This is a genomic window from Mycobacterium marinum, from assembly GCF_003391395.1.
GTDB lineage: Bacteria > Actinomycetota > Actinomycetes > Mycobacteriales > Mycobacteriaceae > Mycobacterium > Mycobacterium marinum.
Window position 1 is genome coordinate 1875712 of sequence record NZ_CP024190.1, and the last position, 15957, is coordinate 1891668.

At 66.2% G+C, this 15957-nt stretch carries 16 protein-coding genes; 6 read left to right on the forward strand and 10 right to left on the reverse strand.

Annotated elements, in window-relative coordinates; translation table 11 throughout:
* Positions 1–2 precede the first annotated feature (2 nt).
* The gene (locus CCUG20998_RS07885) at positions 3–392 is read right to left on the reverse strand and encodes a DUF6264 family protein (RefSeq protein ID WP_012393493.1); all 390 of its coding nucleotides are present in this window, start codon (positions 390–392) and stop codon (positions 3–5) included.
* 16 nt (positions 393–408) lie between these two features.
* Positions 409–1725 (reverse strand): outer membrane protein assembly factor BamB, encoded by a 1317-nt coding sequence (locus tag CCUG20998_RS07890; RefSeq protein WP_020728140.1) that lies wholly within the window; start codon positions 1723–1725, stop codon positions 409–411.
* A 176-nt stretch (positions 1726–1901) separates the two neighbouring features.
* On the opposite strand from CCUG20998_RS07890, the gene CCUG20998_RS07895 reads away from it, so the two are divergent.
* Complete coding sequence (locus tag CCUG20998_RS07895) at positions 1902–2639, forward strand: acyltransferase (RefSeq protein WP_011739985.1); 738 nt, start codon at positions 1902–1904, stop codon at positions 2637–2639.
* Positions 2640–2659: 20 nt separating this feature from the next.
* Here the strand turns inward: CCUG20998_RS07895 and CCUG20998_RS07900 are convergent, their stop codons facing one another.
* From CCUG20998_RS07900 to CCUG20998_RS07920, 5 genes are all read right to left on the reverse strand, one after another.
* Positions 2660–3439 carry an alpha/beta hydrolase gene (locus tag CCUG20998_RS07900; RefSeq protein WP_020728141.1) on the reverse strand — a complete coding sequence of 260 codons (780 nt, stop codon included), beginning with the start codon at positions 3437–3439 and terminating at the stop codon, positions 2660–2662.
* A 76-nt stretch (positions 3440–3515) separates the two neighbouring features.
* Positions 3516–4061: an anti-apoptotic protein gene (locus tag CCUG20998_RS07905; RefSeq protein ID WP_020728142.1), complete on the reverse strand. Its 546-nt coding sequence runs from the start codon at positions 4059–4061 to the stop codon at positions 3516–3518.
* Between the two features lie 126 nt (positions 4062–4187).
* Entirely contained in the window at positions 4188–5531 is a 1344-nt protein-coding gene (locus CCUG20998_RS07910; RefSeq protein ID WP_020728143.1) for a cryptochrome/photolyase family protein, read from the reverse strand.
* Positions 5532–5539: 8 nt separating this feature from the next.
* Entirely contained in the window at positions 5540–6019 is a 480-nt protein-coding gene (locus CCUG20998_RS07915) for a TspO/MBR family protein (protein WP_036455324.1), read from the reverse strand.
* Positions 6016–8130, reverse strand: a complete 2115-nt coding sequence (locus CCUG20998_RS07920) for an MMPL family transporter (RefSeq protein ID WP_036455328.1) — start codon at positions 8128–8130, stop codon at positions 6016–6018. The genes CCUG20998_RS07915 and CCUG20998_RS07920 overlap by 4 nt, the downstream gene beginning before the upstream one ends.
* Positions 8131–8344: 214 nt before the next feature.
* On the opposite strand from CCUG20998_RS07920, the gene ampC reads away from it, so the two are divergent.
* Positions 8345–9553, forward strand: coding sequence for a class C beta-lactamase (gene ampC, locus CCUG20998_RS07925; RefSeq protein WP_036455335.1), 1209 nt, complete (start codon positions 8345–8347; stop codon positions 9551–9553).
* Between the two features lie 110 nt (positions 9554–9663).
* Complete coding sequence (locus CCUG20998_RS07930; RefSeq protein ID WP_020728147.1) at positions 9664–10167, forward strand: MarR family winged helix-turn-helix transcriptional regulator; 504 nt, start codon at positions 9664–9666, stop codon at positions 10165–10167.
* A gap of 2 nt (positions 10168–10169) precedes the next feature.
* Here CCUG20998_RS07930 and CCUG20998_RS07935 read toward each other — a convergent pair whose 3' ends face one another.
* Positions 10170–10577, reverse strand: a complete 408-nt coding sequence (locus CCUG20998_RS07935; RefSeq protein ID WP_011739992.1) for a hypothetical protein — start codon at positions 10575–10577, stop codon at positions 10170–10172.
* A gap of 173 nt (positions 10578–10750) precedes the next feature.
* Between CCUG20998_RS07935 and CCUG20998_RS07940 the strand changes: the two genes are divergently transcribed.
* Together CCUG20998_RS07940 and CCUG20998_RS07945 are read left to right on the forward strand one after the other, a co-directional pair.
* Complete coding sequence (locus CCUG20998_RS07940; protein ID WP_020728148.1) at positions 10751–11392, forward strand: SOUL family heme-binding protein; 642 nt, start codon at positions 10751–10753, stop codon at positions 11390–11392.
* A 236-nt stretch (positions 11393–11628) separates the two neighbouring features.
* Entirely contained in the window at positions 11629–12276 is a 648-nt protein-coding gene (locus CCUG20998_RS07945) for an Rv1815 family serine proteinase (RefSeq protein WP_231389642.1), read from the forward strand.
* 4 nt (positions 12277–12280) lie between these two features.
* Here CCUG20998_RS07945 and CCUG20998_RS07950 read toward each other — a convergent pair whose 3' ends face one another.
* Complete coding sequence (locus CCUG20998_RS07950; protein ID WP_020728150.1) at positions 12281–13636, reverse strand: TIGR01777 family oxidoreductase; 1356 nt, start codon at positions 13634–13636, stop codon at positions 12281–12283.
* 66 nt (positions 13637–13702) lie between these two features.
* Here CCUG20998_RS07950 and CCUG20998_RS07955 point away from each other — a divergent pair, with 66 nt between their 5' ends.
* Positions 13703–14680: an SDR family NAD(P)-dependent oxidoreductase gene (locus tag CCUG20998_RS07955; RefSeq protein WP_036455336.1), complete on the forward strand. Its 978-nt coding sequence runs from the start codon at positions 13703–13705 to the stop codon at positions 14678–14680.
* On the opposite strand, the gene CCUG20998_RS07960 is transcribed toward CCUG20998_RS07955, so the two are convergent.
* Positions 14677–15921, reverse strand: coding sequence for a glycosyltransferase family 4 protein (locus CCUG20998_RS07960; protein WP_012393506.1), 1245 nt, complete (start codon positions 15919–15921; stop codon positions 14677–14679). The two genes, CCUG20998_RS07955 and CCUG20998_RS07960, sit on opposite strands and share 4 nt — an antisense overlap.
* Positions 15922–15957: the final 36 nt, after the last annotated feature.

Consider the following 15957-nt stretch of genomic DNA (forward strand, 5'->3'; position numbering starts at 1 on the left):
GTTCACACGGGGCCGGCCAGCGATTCCATCGCCGCGGCGCCGATGCCCAGCGTCAGCTGGGCCACACACCCGATGATCGGCACCACGAAGGCCACGTTGTGCCGTGCGAGCCGGTACACGCTGATGATGAGATCGGCGAGAAATATCACGATGCCGCCCCAAAAACCCAGCCCGATCGCTTTGTCGACCCAGGAGGGATCACCGCAGGTCTGGTAGCCGCACGGGTCGGTACCCATGACGAGCAGGCCCAACACCAACATCGTCACCACGAATAAGAAGGCGTGCAGGACCAGCAGGGCGATGGTGAGGGTGACATTTACCGCTCGATGGGCCTTGGCGCGACGGCTGCCGGCGCCGCCGGTGTGCACCGGGGCGAGATCGTCGGTAGACACCCAACAAGTATGGCCGCTAGGCCGGCGCGAAGCTGTATACCTGGCCGTCGCTGGTCGCAGTTACCACGCGGCCGTCGACGGCGATCGACACCCCGACCGGATATCCGGTCGCCGCGGGCAGCGAATAGCTGTTGATCGTGTGGCCGTCCGCCGGGTTGAACACCAGCAACGACATACCGGGTCCGCCTTCGTGGGGCGGACCCGCGACGATCGTGTAGCCGACGTTTCCGGCCGCCAGGCTGGACGTCGATAGGGGCGTGACGTCATCGCGGCGCCAGGCCTGGTCGGCATGGTCGCCCGCGTCGCGAAACGCCGCCAGCCGGGTGTCGGGGCCGCCGCCGGAAACGATCAGGCCCTCCGGGGTGACCGTCGGCGGTGTCTGAGCCAGAAATCCCAACGGCACCGACCACTTCACCTTGCCGTCCGTTGCGTGCAGGGCCCACAGCCGTTGGTCGCGGCCGTTGACGTACACGGTTTCGCCGTCGGCCGATAGCACCGGACTGGCAACCACGCCGTCTTTGACGGCGTCGCTGGTCCACTCCCGAACCAGTTGCTGCGCGTGGTATTTGAGCCCGACCAGCCCCGCCGCCGGCGCTCCGGGTTGCCAGACGCCGACCACCACCATGCCGTTGACCTTCGAGAACGCCGGGGCCGCCGCCACCGGGCAGCCCTGTCGTGCCGGAGCGCAGTCGGCCAGACCACGCGCCGGATCAGTCGGATCGACGCCCTCCACCAGATCCATCGGACTGCCCACGATCTTGCCGCGGTGGGCGTCGAACACCAGCATCTGTCCCAGATGGGTGGCCACGAGTAGCTGGCCGTTGCCCAAAAATCGCGGGGTGGACGGCATGCCGATCACCGGTTGGCGCCAGCGCGTCCACTGGGTGACAGGGAAGGCAACGATCGCGCCCGGCTGGCCGACGTAGAGGTTGTCGAATCCGTCGAACAACGGACCGGCGAAGCCGCCGCCCTGGACCAGCCGAACACACCAGCGTTGCCGGCCGTTATCGTTGTTCTCCCACTCCATCAGCGAACACCCGGCCGGGGTCTGCGAGTTGAGCGCGAGGTAGCCGCGCCCGCTCAACGCCGGCCCGGCGGCCAGACTTCCCTTGACCGAACGCGTCCACTTCAGCGCCAGCTTGCTGGAGCCGGCGGTGGTGGTGTAGCTGCTGTTGGCGGCGTCGCCGTACTGTGCGGGCCAACCTAGCGCGGGTGCGGCGTCCACCCACGAATCGGTATTGCCGCAGCCGCCCAGCCCGATCGTGAGTGCAGCCGCGAGAGCGGTCGTCAGGAGACGTCGGGCAAACACCGGATGATTTCGCAGGGTTCCCAAATCCTTCCGCTACGCGGTAGCTCACGGGGTCCGGCCCGTCTGCATGAGCAGCGATCGAGTACAGGTGAGGGTAACGCGTGGCGGTGTACTCGTGGCGATTGCCCGACGTCCCTCGGGGTGGTCAGGCCTCGGGACGCTGTGCGTCGTGCATCGGCGTCACGCTAGGCTTTCCGCCCATGACGACCATGTGGGGTGCGCCGCTTCATCGCCGCTGGCACGGGTCGCGGTTGCGGGACCCCCGCCAGGCCAAGTTCCTGACGCTGGCATCGCTGAAATGGGTGCTGGCCAACCGCGCGTACACGCCGTGGTACCTGGTGCGGTACTGGCGGCTGCTCAAGTTCAAACTCGCCAACCCGCACATCATTACCCGGGGCATGGTCTTCCTCGGGAAGGGCGTGGAAATCCATGCGACACCTGAGCTGGCGCAGCTCGAGATTGGCCGCTGGGTGCACATCGGGGACAAGAACACCATTCGTGCCCACGAGGGATCGCTGCGCTTCGGCGACAAGGTGGTGCTGGGCCGCGACAACGTCATCAACTGCTACCTCGACATCGAGTTGGGGGACTCGGCGTTGATGGCCGATTGGTGCTACGTCTGCGACTTCGATCACCGGATGGACGACATCAACGTCCCGATCAAAGACCAGGGGATCATCAAGTCGCCGGTGCGGATCGGGCCTGACACCTGGGTCGGTGTCAAAGTGACGGTGCTGCGTGGCACGTCGGTGGGGCGCGGTTGTGTGCTGGGCGCGCATGCGGTGGTCCGTGGTGACATCCCCGACTATTCGATCGCGGTGGGATCACCGGCCAAGGTGGTCAAGAACCGCCAGCTGTCCTGGGAGACCTCGGCGGCTCAGCGCGCGGAGCTGGCCGCGGCGCTGGCCGACATCGAGCGCAAGAAGGCGGCTCACTAGCCGGCGGTGCGCCTGGCGCCTCAGGCGGTGGCGAACAGCTGATTGTGTGCGATCCACTCGCTGATCCGAGCCATGGTGGCCGGTAGCACTCGCGCCGAGAACACGAGATGGTCGGAGCCGGGAATCTCGACGTAGGTGCCGTTGCGGTACCGGCTGGCCGTTTGGCGTGCAATCGCGCTCCCCACGATGCGGTCGTACTCGCCGCCTAACACCAGAACCGGACCCGTGACCGCGGGGTAGTCGACGCGCGCGACCTTGGAGCGGTCCAGCCAGGGCAGGGCCAGCTCAAAGAACAACACGCGTCCGGATTCGCAGACCAGATCATCGAACATTTCGCGGGCCGCGCCGGCCGACTGGGCTCCGGCAATACCGGTCCGAAACCGGGGCCACGACGGGGGCGCTACTGGCTTGGTCCATGGCCGCGGCCGCAGCGCGTGCCGCATCGAAAGGCCCGCCGTTGTGCGGTTCAGACCAACGGGTCCGACCGGCGAGGGGCAGGCGGCGACCACGCCGATGTGGCGGGTTCGCGCTGCGACCAGCTGGACCAGCAGGCCGCCCAGGGAGTGTCCGACCAGCAGGGGCGCGGAGTCGAGCGAGGCCACCAGCTCGACCAGGTCATCGGCGTAGTCACGCAGGCTCAGCGTGGCAATGCGGGCCGCGCCGTCGGGCAACGGCAATTCGTGATGGCGCAACGTCGGAGTGTGGACCGTGAAGCCGTGGTGTTCGAAAGCGGACCGGGCGTCGGCCAGCTGCCTGCCGCGGCTCCATGCGCCATGAATCAGGACGACATGTTTGCGCACTCCTGCAGTATTGCCGTCGCGGTCATCGTGCTGCGCGATTATCGGGCGTCTCGCGCGGCCTGCGGCTGGCGCGGTCCTACTCGGGGTGGTCGTCGACCTTGAAGTCGAACCGGACATCGCCGGCGTCGATGCTGGTCACGGTCACATTGACGCCATAGGTCTTGCTGCCGTCGATGAGCTGACACCGCAGTGTCGCGCCCACCACGCCCTTGAGGTTGTCGGGGCAGCTCACCGAGTCGGGTCGTTGGCCCACCTTCTGATACAGCTTGTTGCTGATGATGTGTGCGACCTTGTCCTTGTCGACGGTCTCCACCATGTCGAACTTGACGTCTTTGCCGTCGACGCTGGTCACGGTGACGTTGACGTTGTATGTGGAGTCTTTGACCTTCATTTCGCAGTTGAGCTGAGCCCCGACCTTGGCCGGGAGATCTCCCGGGCAGGTCACCGACTCGGGCTTGTTGCCGGAAGCGTCGGTCATCTTGGCCTTGATCTGCTCGGCCACATCGCTTTTGCTCACCGAATGCGATCCGGTTCCGATCGAACAGGAACAGGCGCCGGCGCTGGCCATCAGGCCCACCGCGGCGCCTGAGACCAGAAACGTCCGCACGATCGAATGAGCCATATCGCCTCCCTGGCGTCGACAACTGGGAATCGGCTGATAATTACATGTCAAACAGCTCCGGAAAGGCGAATCAGCCAAACACCAAGCAAACGCTACTGTTTGGCAAAGAGATCCGGCGCCCGCAGGTCAGCCGATGTCGTGATAGCGGCGCAACGCCTCGGCGCGCTCGGTGCCGTGATCCACGATCGGCGCCGGATATGTTGACGGGCATGGGCCGCCGCGCCGCTGAATCCGATGCACGTTGTCGACATCGCGCAGTTCGGGGACCCAACGTCGAATGTAATCGCCCGCAGGATCGAACTTTTCGGCTTGTGCGCTCGGATTGAAGATCCGAAAGTACGGCGCGGCGTCGGTGCCGCATCCCGCCGACCACTGCCAGCCGTGCTGATTGCTGGCCAGGTCACCGTCGGTGAGTTGGTCAAGGAACCAGGCGGCCCCCCATTGCCAGGGCAGGTGCAGGTCTTTGACCAGGAAGGATGCGGCGATCATCCGGACCCGGTTGTGCATGAACCCGGTTTCGCGCAACTGACGCATCCCCGCATCGACCAATGGATATCCGGTTTCTCCGGCCTTCCAGCACTCGAAAAGGCGTCTGGCGTCGGCGTCGGTGTCGGTCACGATGCCGTCGAAGTTGCTGTTCCAGTTGTGCCAGGCGCTGGCCGGCCAGTGGTGCAGGACGGCGCCATAAAAGTCCCGGAACGCCAACTCACGTAGGTAACTACGCGCTCCCGTGCCGGTCAGGTCCATGCCCGCGACCATGGTCCGGGGATGGATGGTGCCGAACTTCAGGTGCGCCGACATCCGGCTGGTGCCCTCGATGTCCGGCCGGTCGCGGTCATGCTCATAGCGGTCCAGCTTGGCGGTGCGGAATGCTGTCCATTCCCGGATGGCCGCGGCCTCACCGGCGGCCAGGTCAAGCTCAGTGCCCGGATCGGGGATCTCGCACTGCTCGATGTCGGTCTGCGCCGGATCCAGCCAACACGCCGATCCGGGCCCCGTGCCAGCCGGTGCTCGCCATCGCGCGTCCTGCCATTTGTGGAAGAACGGTGTGAACACCTGGTAGGGGCTGCCATCGTTTTTGACGACTCGACCCGGTGAAACCAGATACGGCGAGCCCGTCGCTACCAGTGGCACGCGGCCCAGCCCCGCCGCAACCCGTTCGTCGCGACGCCGCCCAAACGGCGCGAAATCGCCGGTAACGTGCACCGATGATGCGTCGATTGCTTTGGCTATCAGCGGAATCCGCTGCTCGGGCCGACCGCGTGTCACCAGTAGGCGGCCCTGCAGTGCATCGTTGAGTTGGCGAAGTGAGTCGCCGAGGAACTGGAGGCGGCGCAGGCCTGCGGAAGCTTCCAGGCGCGGGTCGACCACGAAGCAGGCGAGCACTTCCTCGCTATCGGCGGCAGCGGCCAGTGCCGGATGATCGCCAAGCCGCAGATCGCGGCGAAACCACAACAGCGCCCTTGTCATTGGGTGGTTCAGCGGTTGAGTCGCCAGACGTGGGTGGCCAGCACGGTGGCGAACGCGCACCACACGGCGTAGGGGAGCATCGCCAGCCCGGCGCGCCGATCGGCGTCGGCGGTTCGCCGCACCAGGTCGGCGCTGCTGGTCGCCAGGACCGCGGCACCGAGCGCTGACGCTCCCAGCCGGTGGAACCGGAAGAACAGCCAACTCCACCCGGCGTTGAGTACCAAGTTGATGCTCAACGCGCCGATGTAGCGGCGTGCCTTGTCGCGCTGGCCAGTTGCGTTCAACCGGTCGATGGCCACTGCCGAACTGGCGGCGATATCGCCGTAGAGCGCGGTCCACACCATGGGGAAGGCGACCGAAGGTGGCTGGTAGGACGGTTTGCGCAGTCGCGCGTACCAGTCTGAGGTTCGTGGCGGGCTGGCAATGCTTCCGCTGCCGGCCGCCGCGGTCACCGCAAGTGCGGTGCCGGCCAGTGTCGATTTGTTCATTCTGATCCTCCGTCCGCGTGCGAATACGCTAAATCAGGTTGGTGAGCAGTGGTTTTGGGATCACTGGGCCACCAGATGCGATCGCCGATCAAGGTGAACAGCGCCGGAATTACCAGGGTACGTACGACGAAGGTGTCCAACAGAATTCCCAGGCCGACGATGATGCCCAACTGGGTCAGCACGATCAGGGGCAGCACAGCGAGCACGCAGAAGACGGCGGCCAGAACGATTCCCGCGCTGGTGATGACCCCGCCGGTGGCGGACACCGCCCGGACCATCCCGGCGCGCGCGCCATTTCGTGCCGACTCCTCACGGGCTCGGGTGACCAGGAATATCGTGTAGTCCACCCCGAGGGCGGCCAGGAACAGGAACGCGAACAGTGGGGTGCTGTTGTCCAGGGCGGGAAAGCCGAATACGTGGATGCTGGCCCAGCCGCCGAGTCCCAACGCGGCCAGCGCGCCGAGAATGGTGGCGGCCAGCAGGATCAGCGGAGCCAACGCGGAGCGCAGCAGCGCGTAGAGCACCACCAAGATGACGGCAAGGATGGCCGGAATCAGCAGGGCACGGTCGTGTTCGGCCGCGTCGCGTACGTCAAGTGCCTGCGCATCCGGCCCGCCGACCAACGCGGAGGGGGACGCTTGGCTGGCCGAATGTCGAAGCGCTGCAATCGTTGTGAACGCCCGTTCGGAGGATGGTGGGGCGTCGATCACCACCGACCACTTGGTCAGTCCGGCCCCGAACTTGCCGGAGCGGCCCGACTCGGTAACCGAGACCACGCCCGGTGTTGCGCTAATGGCTTGCCGCACTTGCGTCGCCTGCGCCGAGGGGGCTACCACCAGTGTGGGGTTAACCAGGCCGGCGGGGAAGTGTTGGGCCACGATGTCGTAGCCGGAAACCGAATCAGCTTTGACCCGGAACTGCTCGGTCTGAGACAGCCCGATGCGGGTGCCGAGTAGCCCGGTAGCCAACCCGATCAACAGGGCGACGGTGACCAGGGCGACCGGAGCGGGTCGGCGAGCCACCCGTTGGGCGACCGCATGCCAAAAGCCGGAATCGAGCGCCGTGGTGTCCTCGGCGCGGGGAATGAAGGGCCAGAACAGTCTTCGCCCACACAGCGCCAGCAGCGGTGGCAGCACCACTAGCACCGATACCGCCGCGACGACCAGCCCGCACGCCGCCAGGGCGCCCAGGCTGCGGGTGCTGGGGGTTGCCGCGAAGACCAGCGTGAGCAGCGCCAGCACCACGGTGGCATTGCTGGCGGCGATCGCCGGTCCGGCCATGCGCACCGCCCGGGCCAGCGCGTCGCGGTGATCGCGGTGAACCGGAAGTTCCTGCCGGTATCGAGAAATCAGCAGCAGCGCGTAGTTGGTCCCGGCGCCGAAGACCAGCACACTGGTGATCCCCGAGGTGGATCCGTCGAAGTTCAGCCCGGTGAGGGCGGCGACCGCGGTCCCGACTGTGGTCGCGACCCGATCGGCGAAGGCGATCACCAGCAATGGCAGCAGCCATAGCACCGGCGAGCGGTAGGTGAGGATGAGCAGCAGCGCTACCACCGATGCCGTCACCGCCAGCAGGGTGATGTTGGCGTTGGTGAATGCATTGGCGATGTCGGCGCCGAAGGCCGGTCCTCCGGTGACATGGGCGTCCAGGTCCGCCGGCAGTCCCTGGTGCGCCGCCTCGCGCAACGCCTTGACAGCGTCGTTGAGGGCCAGGCCCGACAGGTTCGCGCTGATGGGCACCACCGAGATTGCCGCTTTTGTGTCGGCCGAGATCAACGGTGCTGCCGGTCGCGGGTTCGCGCCGGGGTGTGCCGCGGCCTGCATGCGCTGTGCCGCCTGTTGTGCCGCGCGGCGATCGGCGGCGTCCAGCGTGGTCCCGTCCGAGCGGGTGACGACCAGAATCAGTGGGGCCCGGTCGCCGCCGGGGAAGCGGCCCAGCTCGGATTCGACTTTCGCCGACTCCGCGTCGGCGGGTACCGACTGCGGTGCTTGCCCGGCCGTGGAGTTTCCTCCTACCAACACCATGAACACCGTGGCCAGTGCGACGACACCCACCGAGATCAGCCACGACCTCTTGGCCGCTAGTGCCGCCACAAGTCTGTCCCAAACCACGTGCGCAAGTATTTCAGTTATTTAAGTAATTTTCAATAAAGGGTGCACCCGGTGTGCTCCGCTGGTGCCGCACCAAATGCCAAAAGCTATGGGGAATAGCGTAATTCATGCAGATCGTCTGATCGCATGCCGGTCGGCGCCGGGTAGCGCCGCTCGAGGCGCCGGTGCTGACCGCCGGGTTTGGCCAGTAGTGTCGTCGGCTTAGCGGGCAGTCATGCCTGGTAAGGGCATTCGGGCCGGCGAAGGGACTCCGTTGGGCATCATCACCAGGGCGGCCACACCGCTAATCCTGGCCATCGCCTCGCTGTGCGCGCTGGTCGCCACCCCGGCGGTAGGGGCGCCCGATGCGCTGTCCGCGGCCGTGGACAGCGCGTTTCGACCGCTGCTGGTCCAGTACGACATACCCGGTATGGCCGTAGCGGTGACGGTCAACGGCCAACAGCGCTACTTCAACTATGGAGTTGCCGCCAAGCAAAGCGGTGCCCCCGTGACGGCGGACACCATCTTCGAGATCGGTTCGGTGAGCAAGACGTTCACCGCAACGCTGGCCTGCTACGCGCAGGAACTCGGCAGAATATCGCTGGCGGGGCACCCCTCCGCGTACATGCCGCAGCTCGCGGGCAGTGCCATCGACAAGGCCACCCTGCTGAACTTGGGTACCTACACCGCCGGCGGACTGCCCCTGCAATTTCCGCCCGAGATCACCGACGACGCCCAGATGCAGGCCTACTTTCAGCAATGGACACCCGATGACGCCCCGGGCCAACAGCGGCGCTACTCCAACCCGAGCATCGGGCTGCTGGGCCACCTCACCGCGCTGGCGATGAACAGCGATTTCGCCGATCTGGTCCAAACCCGGGTCTTTCCCAAGCTGGGGCTGTCCCACAGCTTCATCCGGGTGCCGCAAGCCCAGATGGACGACTACGCGTGGGGGTACAACGCCAGCAACGAACCGGTTCGGGTGAACCCGGGGGTTTTTGCTGCCGAAGCCTACGGCGTCAAGGCATCTGCACCTGACATGCTGCGCTTTGTCGAGGCCAACATCTCACCCGAGGGCCTACCGGTGTCGATGCGCCGTGCCGTGGAAGCAACCCACCTCGGATACTTCAATGTCACTGACATGGTCCAGGGGCTTGGCTGGGAGCAGTATTCCTACCCGGTCACCCTCGATCAGCTGCTGGCCGGCAACTCCAACACCATCGCCATGCAGCCAAACCCGGTTACCCCGGTCACCGGGGCACCCCCGTCCGGCCCGCGGCTGTTCAACAAGACCGGTTCCACCGACGGGTTCGGCGCCTATGCCGCGTTCGTGCCCGACAAACGGATCGGCATTGTGATGCTGGCGAACAAGAACTTCCCCAACGCCGCGCGCATCACGGCGGCCCATGCGGTGCTCGAAAAACTCGCGGCCGAGTCGCGATAAACCGGATCAACGGTCGAGCCCGCACCGGACTTCGCGAACCGGCGCCCGCCTCCGTCAGCTACTTCAACTGGTTAAAGATTAATGAACTGAAATTAATTGCCGATGCGGATATGCTGCACATTGCCATGGATGCGGATGAACAGGCCTGCAGCCGCCAGGGGCTCGAGTCGGCGATTTCGGCCGATCTGCGGGAGTTATCGACCGAATCCGATCAGATCGGCCACTTGTTTGCGGTGTCACACAGCGTGCGCCCCAACGATTTTCGGGCGCTGCTACACATCATGGTCGCCGAAACCGGCGGTCGGCCGCTGACCTCGGGTCAACTCGGGGAGCGGATGGGTTTATCGGCCGCCGCGATTACCTATTTGGTGGGTCGGCTCATCGAATCCGGCCACATTCGCCGCGATAATCACCCCGACGACCGTCGCAAGGTCGTCCTGCGGTATTCCGAACCCGGCCTGGCGACCGCCCGGTCTTTCTTCACTCCGCTGGGAATGCACACCCATGCCGCGCTGGACGGCGTTCCCGACCCGGATCTGGTGGCGGCGCATCGAGTCTTTACCGCCCTTATCGCCGCGATGCGCCTGTTTCGGACCGATCTGAGCTCGCCGTAGCGCTAGGGCGCGCTCTGGCCGATCTTCTTCAGGGCGGCCACAAGGCCCGCGGGATCGGCGACGGTCACGGTCAGTGCCGAGTGATCCCGCAAACCCAACACCCGGTGGATCCGCGGCTCGAAGTGGACACACGCCCCGGCCTGCGCATTGGTGCCAAAGGTAAGACCGTCGTCGACCATCGACAGTCGCGGGCCTACCGCGGTCCACCATCGGTATGGCCCGGTGACGTGGGAGTCGGTCACGCTCGACAGTGGCGCTTCGGCATGAAAGGGCCCATAGCGGGCCACGAAACGGCCGTCGTCGGTCAGCGTGACGCCTTGGCGGCCCGGCCACCGGAACGGGAGCCACATGGGGGCCAGGCGGGCGTCGTAGCGGTAGGGAAAGTACTCGCCCCGGTCTTGCGGCGTCATTGCATGGCTCCGATCGTTGGCGCCCCACCTGCCTGTGTCTCCTCAAGGCTACTGGTCGCACCGCATGGTTTCGACGTGGTGGTTGGGTCGGTGGCTGTTCCACAATTGACGGGCCGGCGGGCTCGACTTGCCGGGGCGTAGCGTCGACAGACACACGAAAGGTAGATCCCCAGATGCTGGGATGCATTGTGCCGCGTTTGGCCCAACTCCTGGAGGCGGTCGGTCTCGTCGTTGGGGTGCGGGTTACCGAAGAACCGGCCCACACCGTCGAACAACTCGGCAAGGGCCTAGAGGTCCGTCGTTATGGTCCGCGCGTTGCGGCCGAAACCGTGGTCGACGACACCGAGGAAGGCGCCCGAAATCGCGGATTCCGCGTCCTGGCCGGCTATATTTTCGGCGCCAACCACGCCAAGTCGAAACTGGCGATGACGGCTCCCGTGAGCCAACACCGCGATCAGACCGGCGCGGGCGAACCCATCGCGATGACAGCGCCGGTGGCGCAGCAAGCCGGCGACGGCGGCATGTGGACGATACGGTTTTTCATGCCGGCCAAGTGGACCCTGGATACCCTGCCGGTGCCGAACGACGACGCCGTCGCCCTGGTAGCGGTGCCGGCGGAGACCTACGCGGTGCTGCGCTTCAGCGGTGATCGCGGCCCGGGCGCGGTGGCGGCACGCACCACGGAGCTACTCGGCTTGCTCGACGGCACCGATCTGCAACCGGTTGGTTCGCCGGTGGCATGGTTCTACGATCCGCCGTGGACAATTCCGTGCCTTCGTCGCAACGAGATCGCCGTTCCGGTGACCAGGCGCTGACCAGGCCTTCGGTAGAGTCATAACTTCTGCATCGAGCGTGGCTTTTGCACTGTGGTGATCGACCGAGCTGCGATTGAGCAGTAGTGTTTGACCACGCCAAGAATGGGTAACCGGTTTCCGCCGGATAATGTCGTTGCCAATAGAAGTGGGGTTGGTCGCGGCTGGATTGCCGTGACCGGTTGGAAATCATGTATCACCGATGGTGTCGCGCAGCGATCGCGGTCGTTTTCGTGCTGGTGAGCGTTGAGACGCCGGCACTGGGGCGGGCCGCCGTCGGAGTGACGGCATATCCCGGATTGGAAATTCATCAGGGCTCGGTGGTGTGCGTGATTGGATTCGTGGAACCGCAGATGCGGATAGCCTTCAGTGCCGGTCGATGCAATGGCGATCCGATGGTGACCGACCGCTACGGCAATGCGGTCGGTGCCGTGACGCTGGCCGGCCAGGCGACGGTCAATGAAGTGGCGGTCGACGGTGCGGCTGCCGGTGTCGACTATGAAGTCATCACCTTGGCCCCCGAAGTGGCCGCTACCGACCTGCTGCCTACCGGACTTCGATTGCAGTCGAAACCAGGGTTTCGGGTCCAGCCCGGTGCACGGGTGTGTGAGGCCACCGCGGCGAGGCAAAGCTGCGGCCGCGTCGACACCGTCACCGAGAGCCGCTTCGTCATTGCCGGCATGGACTCGGATCAGCACGAGATTGGTGCACCCGTATACGTGCTGGACGACGACAACCACGCCTTGATCGCCGGCTTGCTCGACGGTGTGCGTGGCTCGACATCCGAAGCCCAGTCCTGGCCGGCGGTCATGCGGCAGGTCTACCTCGATTCACGCTCGGTGGACTCCACGCAGCCACCCCCGCAGGGGCGCACGATCGGCAGCTAGCTGATCACCGATGACGCCCCAGCAAGTGGCGCAGGGCCGTGTCGAGGTCGGGCTGGCGGAACCGGTGCTCAGCCAGCGCCAGCCGCGCCGGCAGGACGCGCTGACTGGCACACGCGAGTTCGCGGGCGCCCTGATCGCCCAGCAATAGCCGCGGTCCCAGTGCCGGGACCGGCAACACCGCGGGTCGGTGCAAGACCTGAGCCAGGGTGCGCGTGTACTCGGCGTTACGCACCGGTTGTGGTGCAACAGCGTTCACCGGACCCGATAGCGCGGTGTCCCACAAGGCGCGGTGATAGATGTCGACCAGGTCGTCGATCCCGATCCAGGACAGCCACTGACGACCGTCGCCAAGGCGGCCGCCCAGCCCGGCGCTGAACAGGGGGCGCAGCAACTGCAGGGTGCCGCCGCGGGGAGACTGCACGATGCCGGTGCGTACCAGCACCACTCGCACGCCGTCTTGTCGGGCGGGGCCGGTCGCCGCTTCCCACTCGGCGACGACATCGGCGAGAAACCCCTCACCGCGACCGCTTTCCTCGGTCAGCATCTCGTCGGCACGGTCGTAGCCGTAATACCCGACAGCCGAGGCCGAGATCAGCACGCGAGGCCCGTCAGCGCCGCGGCCCAGTAACTCGGCAAGCCGACGCGTCGGACCAATTCGGCTCTCGCGTATAGCTTTTCGATGCGCTGAGGTGAACCGCCCGGCGATTGAGGCGCCGGCCAGATGAATCACCGCGTCGATCCCCGTCAGTAACTCGGGGTCAGGATCGTGCGGGTCCCAGTGCCGCTCGTCGGCGCCGCGTGGGGTGCCCCGAACCAAGCGCACGACCCGGTGCCCGCCAGTGCTCAAAAAGGCGGTCAGCGCCGAACCGACCAGCCCGGAGGACCCCGTGACCGCAATCGTTGTGGAACCCAGGCCAGCAGCGGCGGCCAGTTTGTGCGCGGCCAGATCATCGGCAAGCTGTTGGTGGCGGTATACGAACATCGGCCGCAATGCCGATGCCGGTATCGGGGTGTCGACCCGGTCGATCACCCGGGTCCGGCCCGCGCCGGCGTCCTCGAAGTCGTGAGTGTGCCGCCACCGCACCGCGATTCGGGCCGGCAGCGAAGCCAGCCCGTCGCTTGCGATGGTGTCGACGAAACGCCTTGGGGGATCGTAGGAATCGGGCTGGTGCTGGGCCAACCAGCGCAGGCCGCCGGGAAGCGCCAGCGTCGCGCGACCATCTTCGAGTGATCGGGCCTCGGTCACCAACCGCATGGGTTGCCAGGGCGGTGACAGTCGGCTGAATGCTCCAGGCCTGCTGTGCCACTCGAATACCTCATCGCGTGGCGCGTCGACCACGCTGGAATACACCACACCCATCGTTGCACGTTACCGCCGCGGGCGGCCGCGCGGCGACGGCGTGCCCGATAGCGGATAGTGATCAGCATGAGCGTTGTCGATGGCATCCGTTCTTTGCTGGATACCACCCTGGATCGGGCACTCGATCGCACCATCGTTGGGGGATACACCCGTGTCGGCTATCAGCTTCGCCATTCGGGCTGGTCCGACGATCCCTCACCGGCAGCCCTGCGGGGCCGCACCGCGATGGTCACCGGCGCAAATCGCGGCCTGGGTAAGGCCATTGCCGCCGGGTTGGCCGAGCTGGGAGCCACCGTTGTGTTGACCGTGCGCGATCGCGACAGTGGGCAGCGCGCACGCGACGAGATCGCCGCGGCCTCCGGCGCCGACGTGCGGGTGGAGGTCTGCGATGTCTCCAGCCTCAGTGCCGTTCGGGCCTTCGCGGCAGACCTGCGCACCCGGGTGTCCCGGCTGGACGTGCTGGTCCACAATGCCGGGTTGCTGCCCGCGGCCCGCGCCGAGACCGACGAGGGCCATGAGATCACGCTGGCCACCCACGTCTTCGGGCCGATACTGCTGACCGAACTGCTGGTTCCGATGCTGGCCGAGTCCGACGACCCGAGAGTGATCCTGATGTCTTCGGGCGGCATGTACACCCAATCGCTGCCGATCGGGGATCCCGAATACCGTGCCGGTGGCTACCGCGGGGCCGTCGCATACGCCCGCACCAAGCGCATGCAGGTGGCATTCACACCGCTGCTTGCCCGGCGCTGGGGCGGCGAGCGCATCCGCGTCTACTCCATGCATCCCGGCTGGGCCGACACTCCGGGGGTGGCCACATCACTGCCGGGTTTTCGCGCGGTCACCGGGCCGCTACTGCGCACCGCCGAGCAGGGCGCCGACACCGCGGTGTGGTTGGCGGCCACCAGACCGGCACCGCTGAGCGGCACCTTCTGGCATGACCGTCGGACTCGCCCGGAGCACTACCTGCCGTGGACCCGATACAGCGACGATGACCGCCAACGGCTGTGGCGGTACTGCGCGGACGCGATCGGCATCGACTAGCGATCAGGCAGCGCGTGCTCGACGATCGGCAACCGGGGCAGCGGCTGCCGTTCTCCGCGCTTGGCCGCCAGGTACACCTGCGCGGTCTGCTCGGCCACGGTCTGCCAATCGAAGTCGGAGTTGAGCCGTTCCCGCGCGGCCCGGGCACGTTGCTGCGCGGCGGCCGGATCGTCGAGCACACCGCACACCGCGGCGGCCAGCGCCGCCACGTCGCGGGGTGGGCACGATACCCCGGTGACCCCGTCGATCACCGCTTCGCCCAACCCGCCGATATTCGACGTCACCAACGGTGTTCCGGCCGCGGCGGCCTCCAGCGCGACCAGTCCGAACGGCTCGTAGTGGCTGGGGAACACCGCGGCGTCGGCCCGATGAAGCAGGGTCAGCAGTTCGGCGTGCTCGAGGTGGCCCAGGAACTTGGTGGCCTTGAGCACCCGGTGTTTGCGTGCCTGCTCGACCAGCCAATCCTGTTGGGTGCCTTCGCCGGCGATGGTAAGTGTGGTGCCTGGGTGCGCGCGCCTGATCCGCGGCAGTGCGGCAATGGCATTGTGCACACCCTTCTCGTACTCCAGCCGGCCGACGTAGAGCAGTTCCGGTGGCCCGGTGCGTGGTTTACGGACCGCAAAAGGCCAGCGCGCCGCGTCGATACCGTTGCGAATCACCGCCGTTTCGGCCAGCCCTGGGCCGAACAGCTCGGTGATCTCGTCGCTCATCGATCCCGAACATGTGATCAGCGAATCGGATTCACGCACCAGCCAGGATTCGACCGCGTGCACCTGACGACTCAGATCTCCCGAAACCCAACCGGAATGCCGCCCGGCTTCGGTCGCATGAATCGTGGAAACCATTGGCACGTCGTAGTAGTCGGCGAGCGCAATCGCCGGATGTGCCACCAGCCAGTCGTGCGCGTGCACGATGTCGGGTTGCCAGGGTTGCTCCGCGCCGGGACCGCTGAGGGTAAGACCGGCCCGGACCATGGCGTGACCCATGGCCAGGGTCCAAGCCATCATGTCGCTACCGAAGCTGAATTCGTGCGGATCCTGCGCGGCCGCGATCACCCGGACTCCCTCGCTGATCAGATCAGACGATGGGTGGGTGCTGGGGTCGGTGCCCGAGGGCCGGCGGGACAGCACCACGACTTCGTGGCCGGCCGCGACCAATGCGGTGGCGAGGTGGTGGACATGGCGGCCGAGCCCGCCGATCACCACCGGTGGGTACTCCCACGACACCATCAGGATCTTCATGAACGTGGCCCCCTCCACGAACCTGCACAAAATGCC

Excerpts from the sequence above, each read along its gene's own strand:
- CCUG20998_RS07940 (WP_020728148.1), top strand. The coding sequence starts at position 10,751 with ATGCTGGGATGCATTGTGCCGCGTTTGGCCCAACTCCTGGAGGCGGTC.
- CCUG20998_RS07935 (WP_011739992.1), bottom strand. The coding sequence starts at position 10,577 with ATGACGCCGCAAGACCGGGGCGAGTACTTTCCCTACCGCTACGACGCC.
- CCUG20998_RS07960 (WP_012393506.1), bottom strand. The coding sequence starts at position 15,921 with ATGAAGATCCTGATGGTGTCGTGGGAGTACCCACCGGTGGTGATCGGC.
- CCUG20998_RS07905 (WP_020728142.1), bottom strand. The coding sequence starts at position 4,061 with ATGGCTCATTCGATCGTGCGGACGTTTCTGGTCTCAGGCGCCGCGGTG.
- CCUG20998_RS07930 (WP_020728147.1), top strand. The coding sequence starts at position 9,664 with ATGCTGCACATTGCCATGGATGCGGATGAACAGGCCTGCAGCCGCCAG.
- ampC (WP_036455335.1), top strand. The coding sequence starts at position 8,345 with ATGCCTGGTAAGGGCATTCGGGCCGGCGAAGGGACTCCGTTGGGCATC.
- CCUG20998_RS07955 (WP_036455336.1), top strand. The coding sequence starts at position 13,703 with ATGAGCGTTGTCGATGGCATCCGTTCTTTGCTGGATACCACCCTGGAT.
- CCUG20998_RS07895 (WP_011739985.1), top strand. The coding sequence starts at position 1,902 with ATGACGACCATGTGGGGTGCGCCGCTTCATCGCCGCTGGCACGGGTCG.
- CCUG20998_RS07950 (WP_020728150.1), bottom strand. The coding sequence starts at position 13,636 with ATGGGTGTGGTGTATTCCAGCGTGGTCGACGCGCCACGCGATGAGGTA.
- CCUG20998_RS07915 (WP_036455324.1), bottom strand. The coding sequence starts at position 6,019 with ATGAACAAATCGACACTGGCCGGCACCGCACTTGCGGTGACCGCGGCG.
- CCUG20998_RS07910 (WP_020728143.1), bottom strand. The coding sequence starts at position 5,531 with ATGACAAGGGCGCTGTTGTGGTTTCGCCGCGATCTGCGGCTTGGCGAT.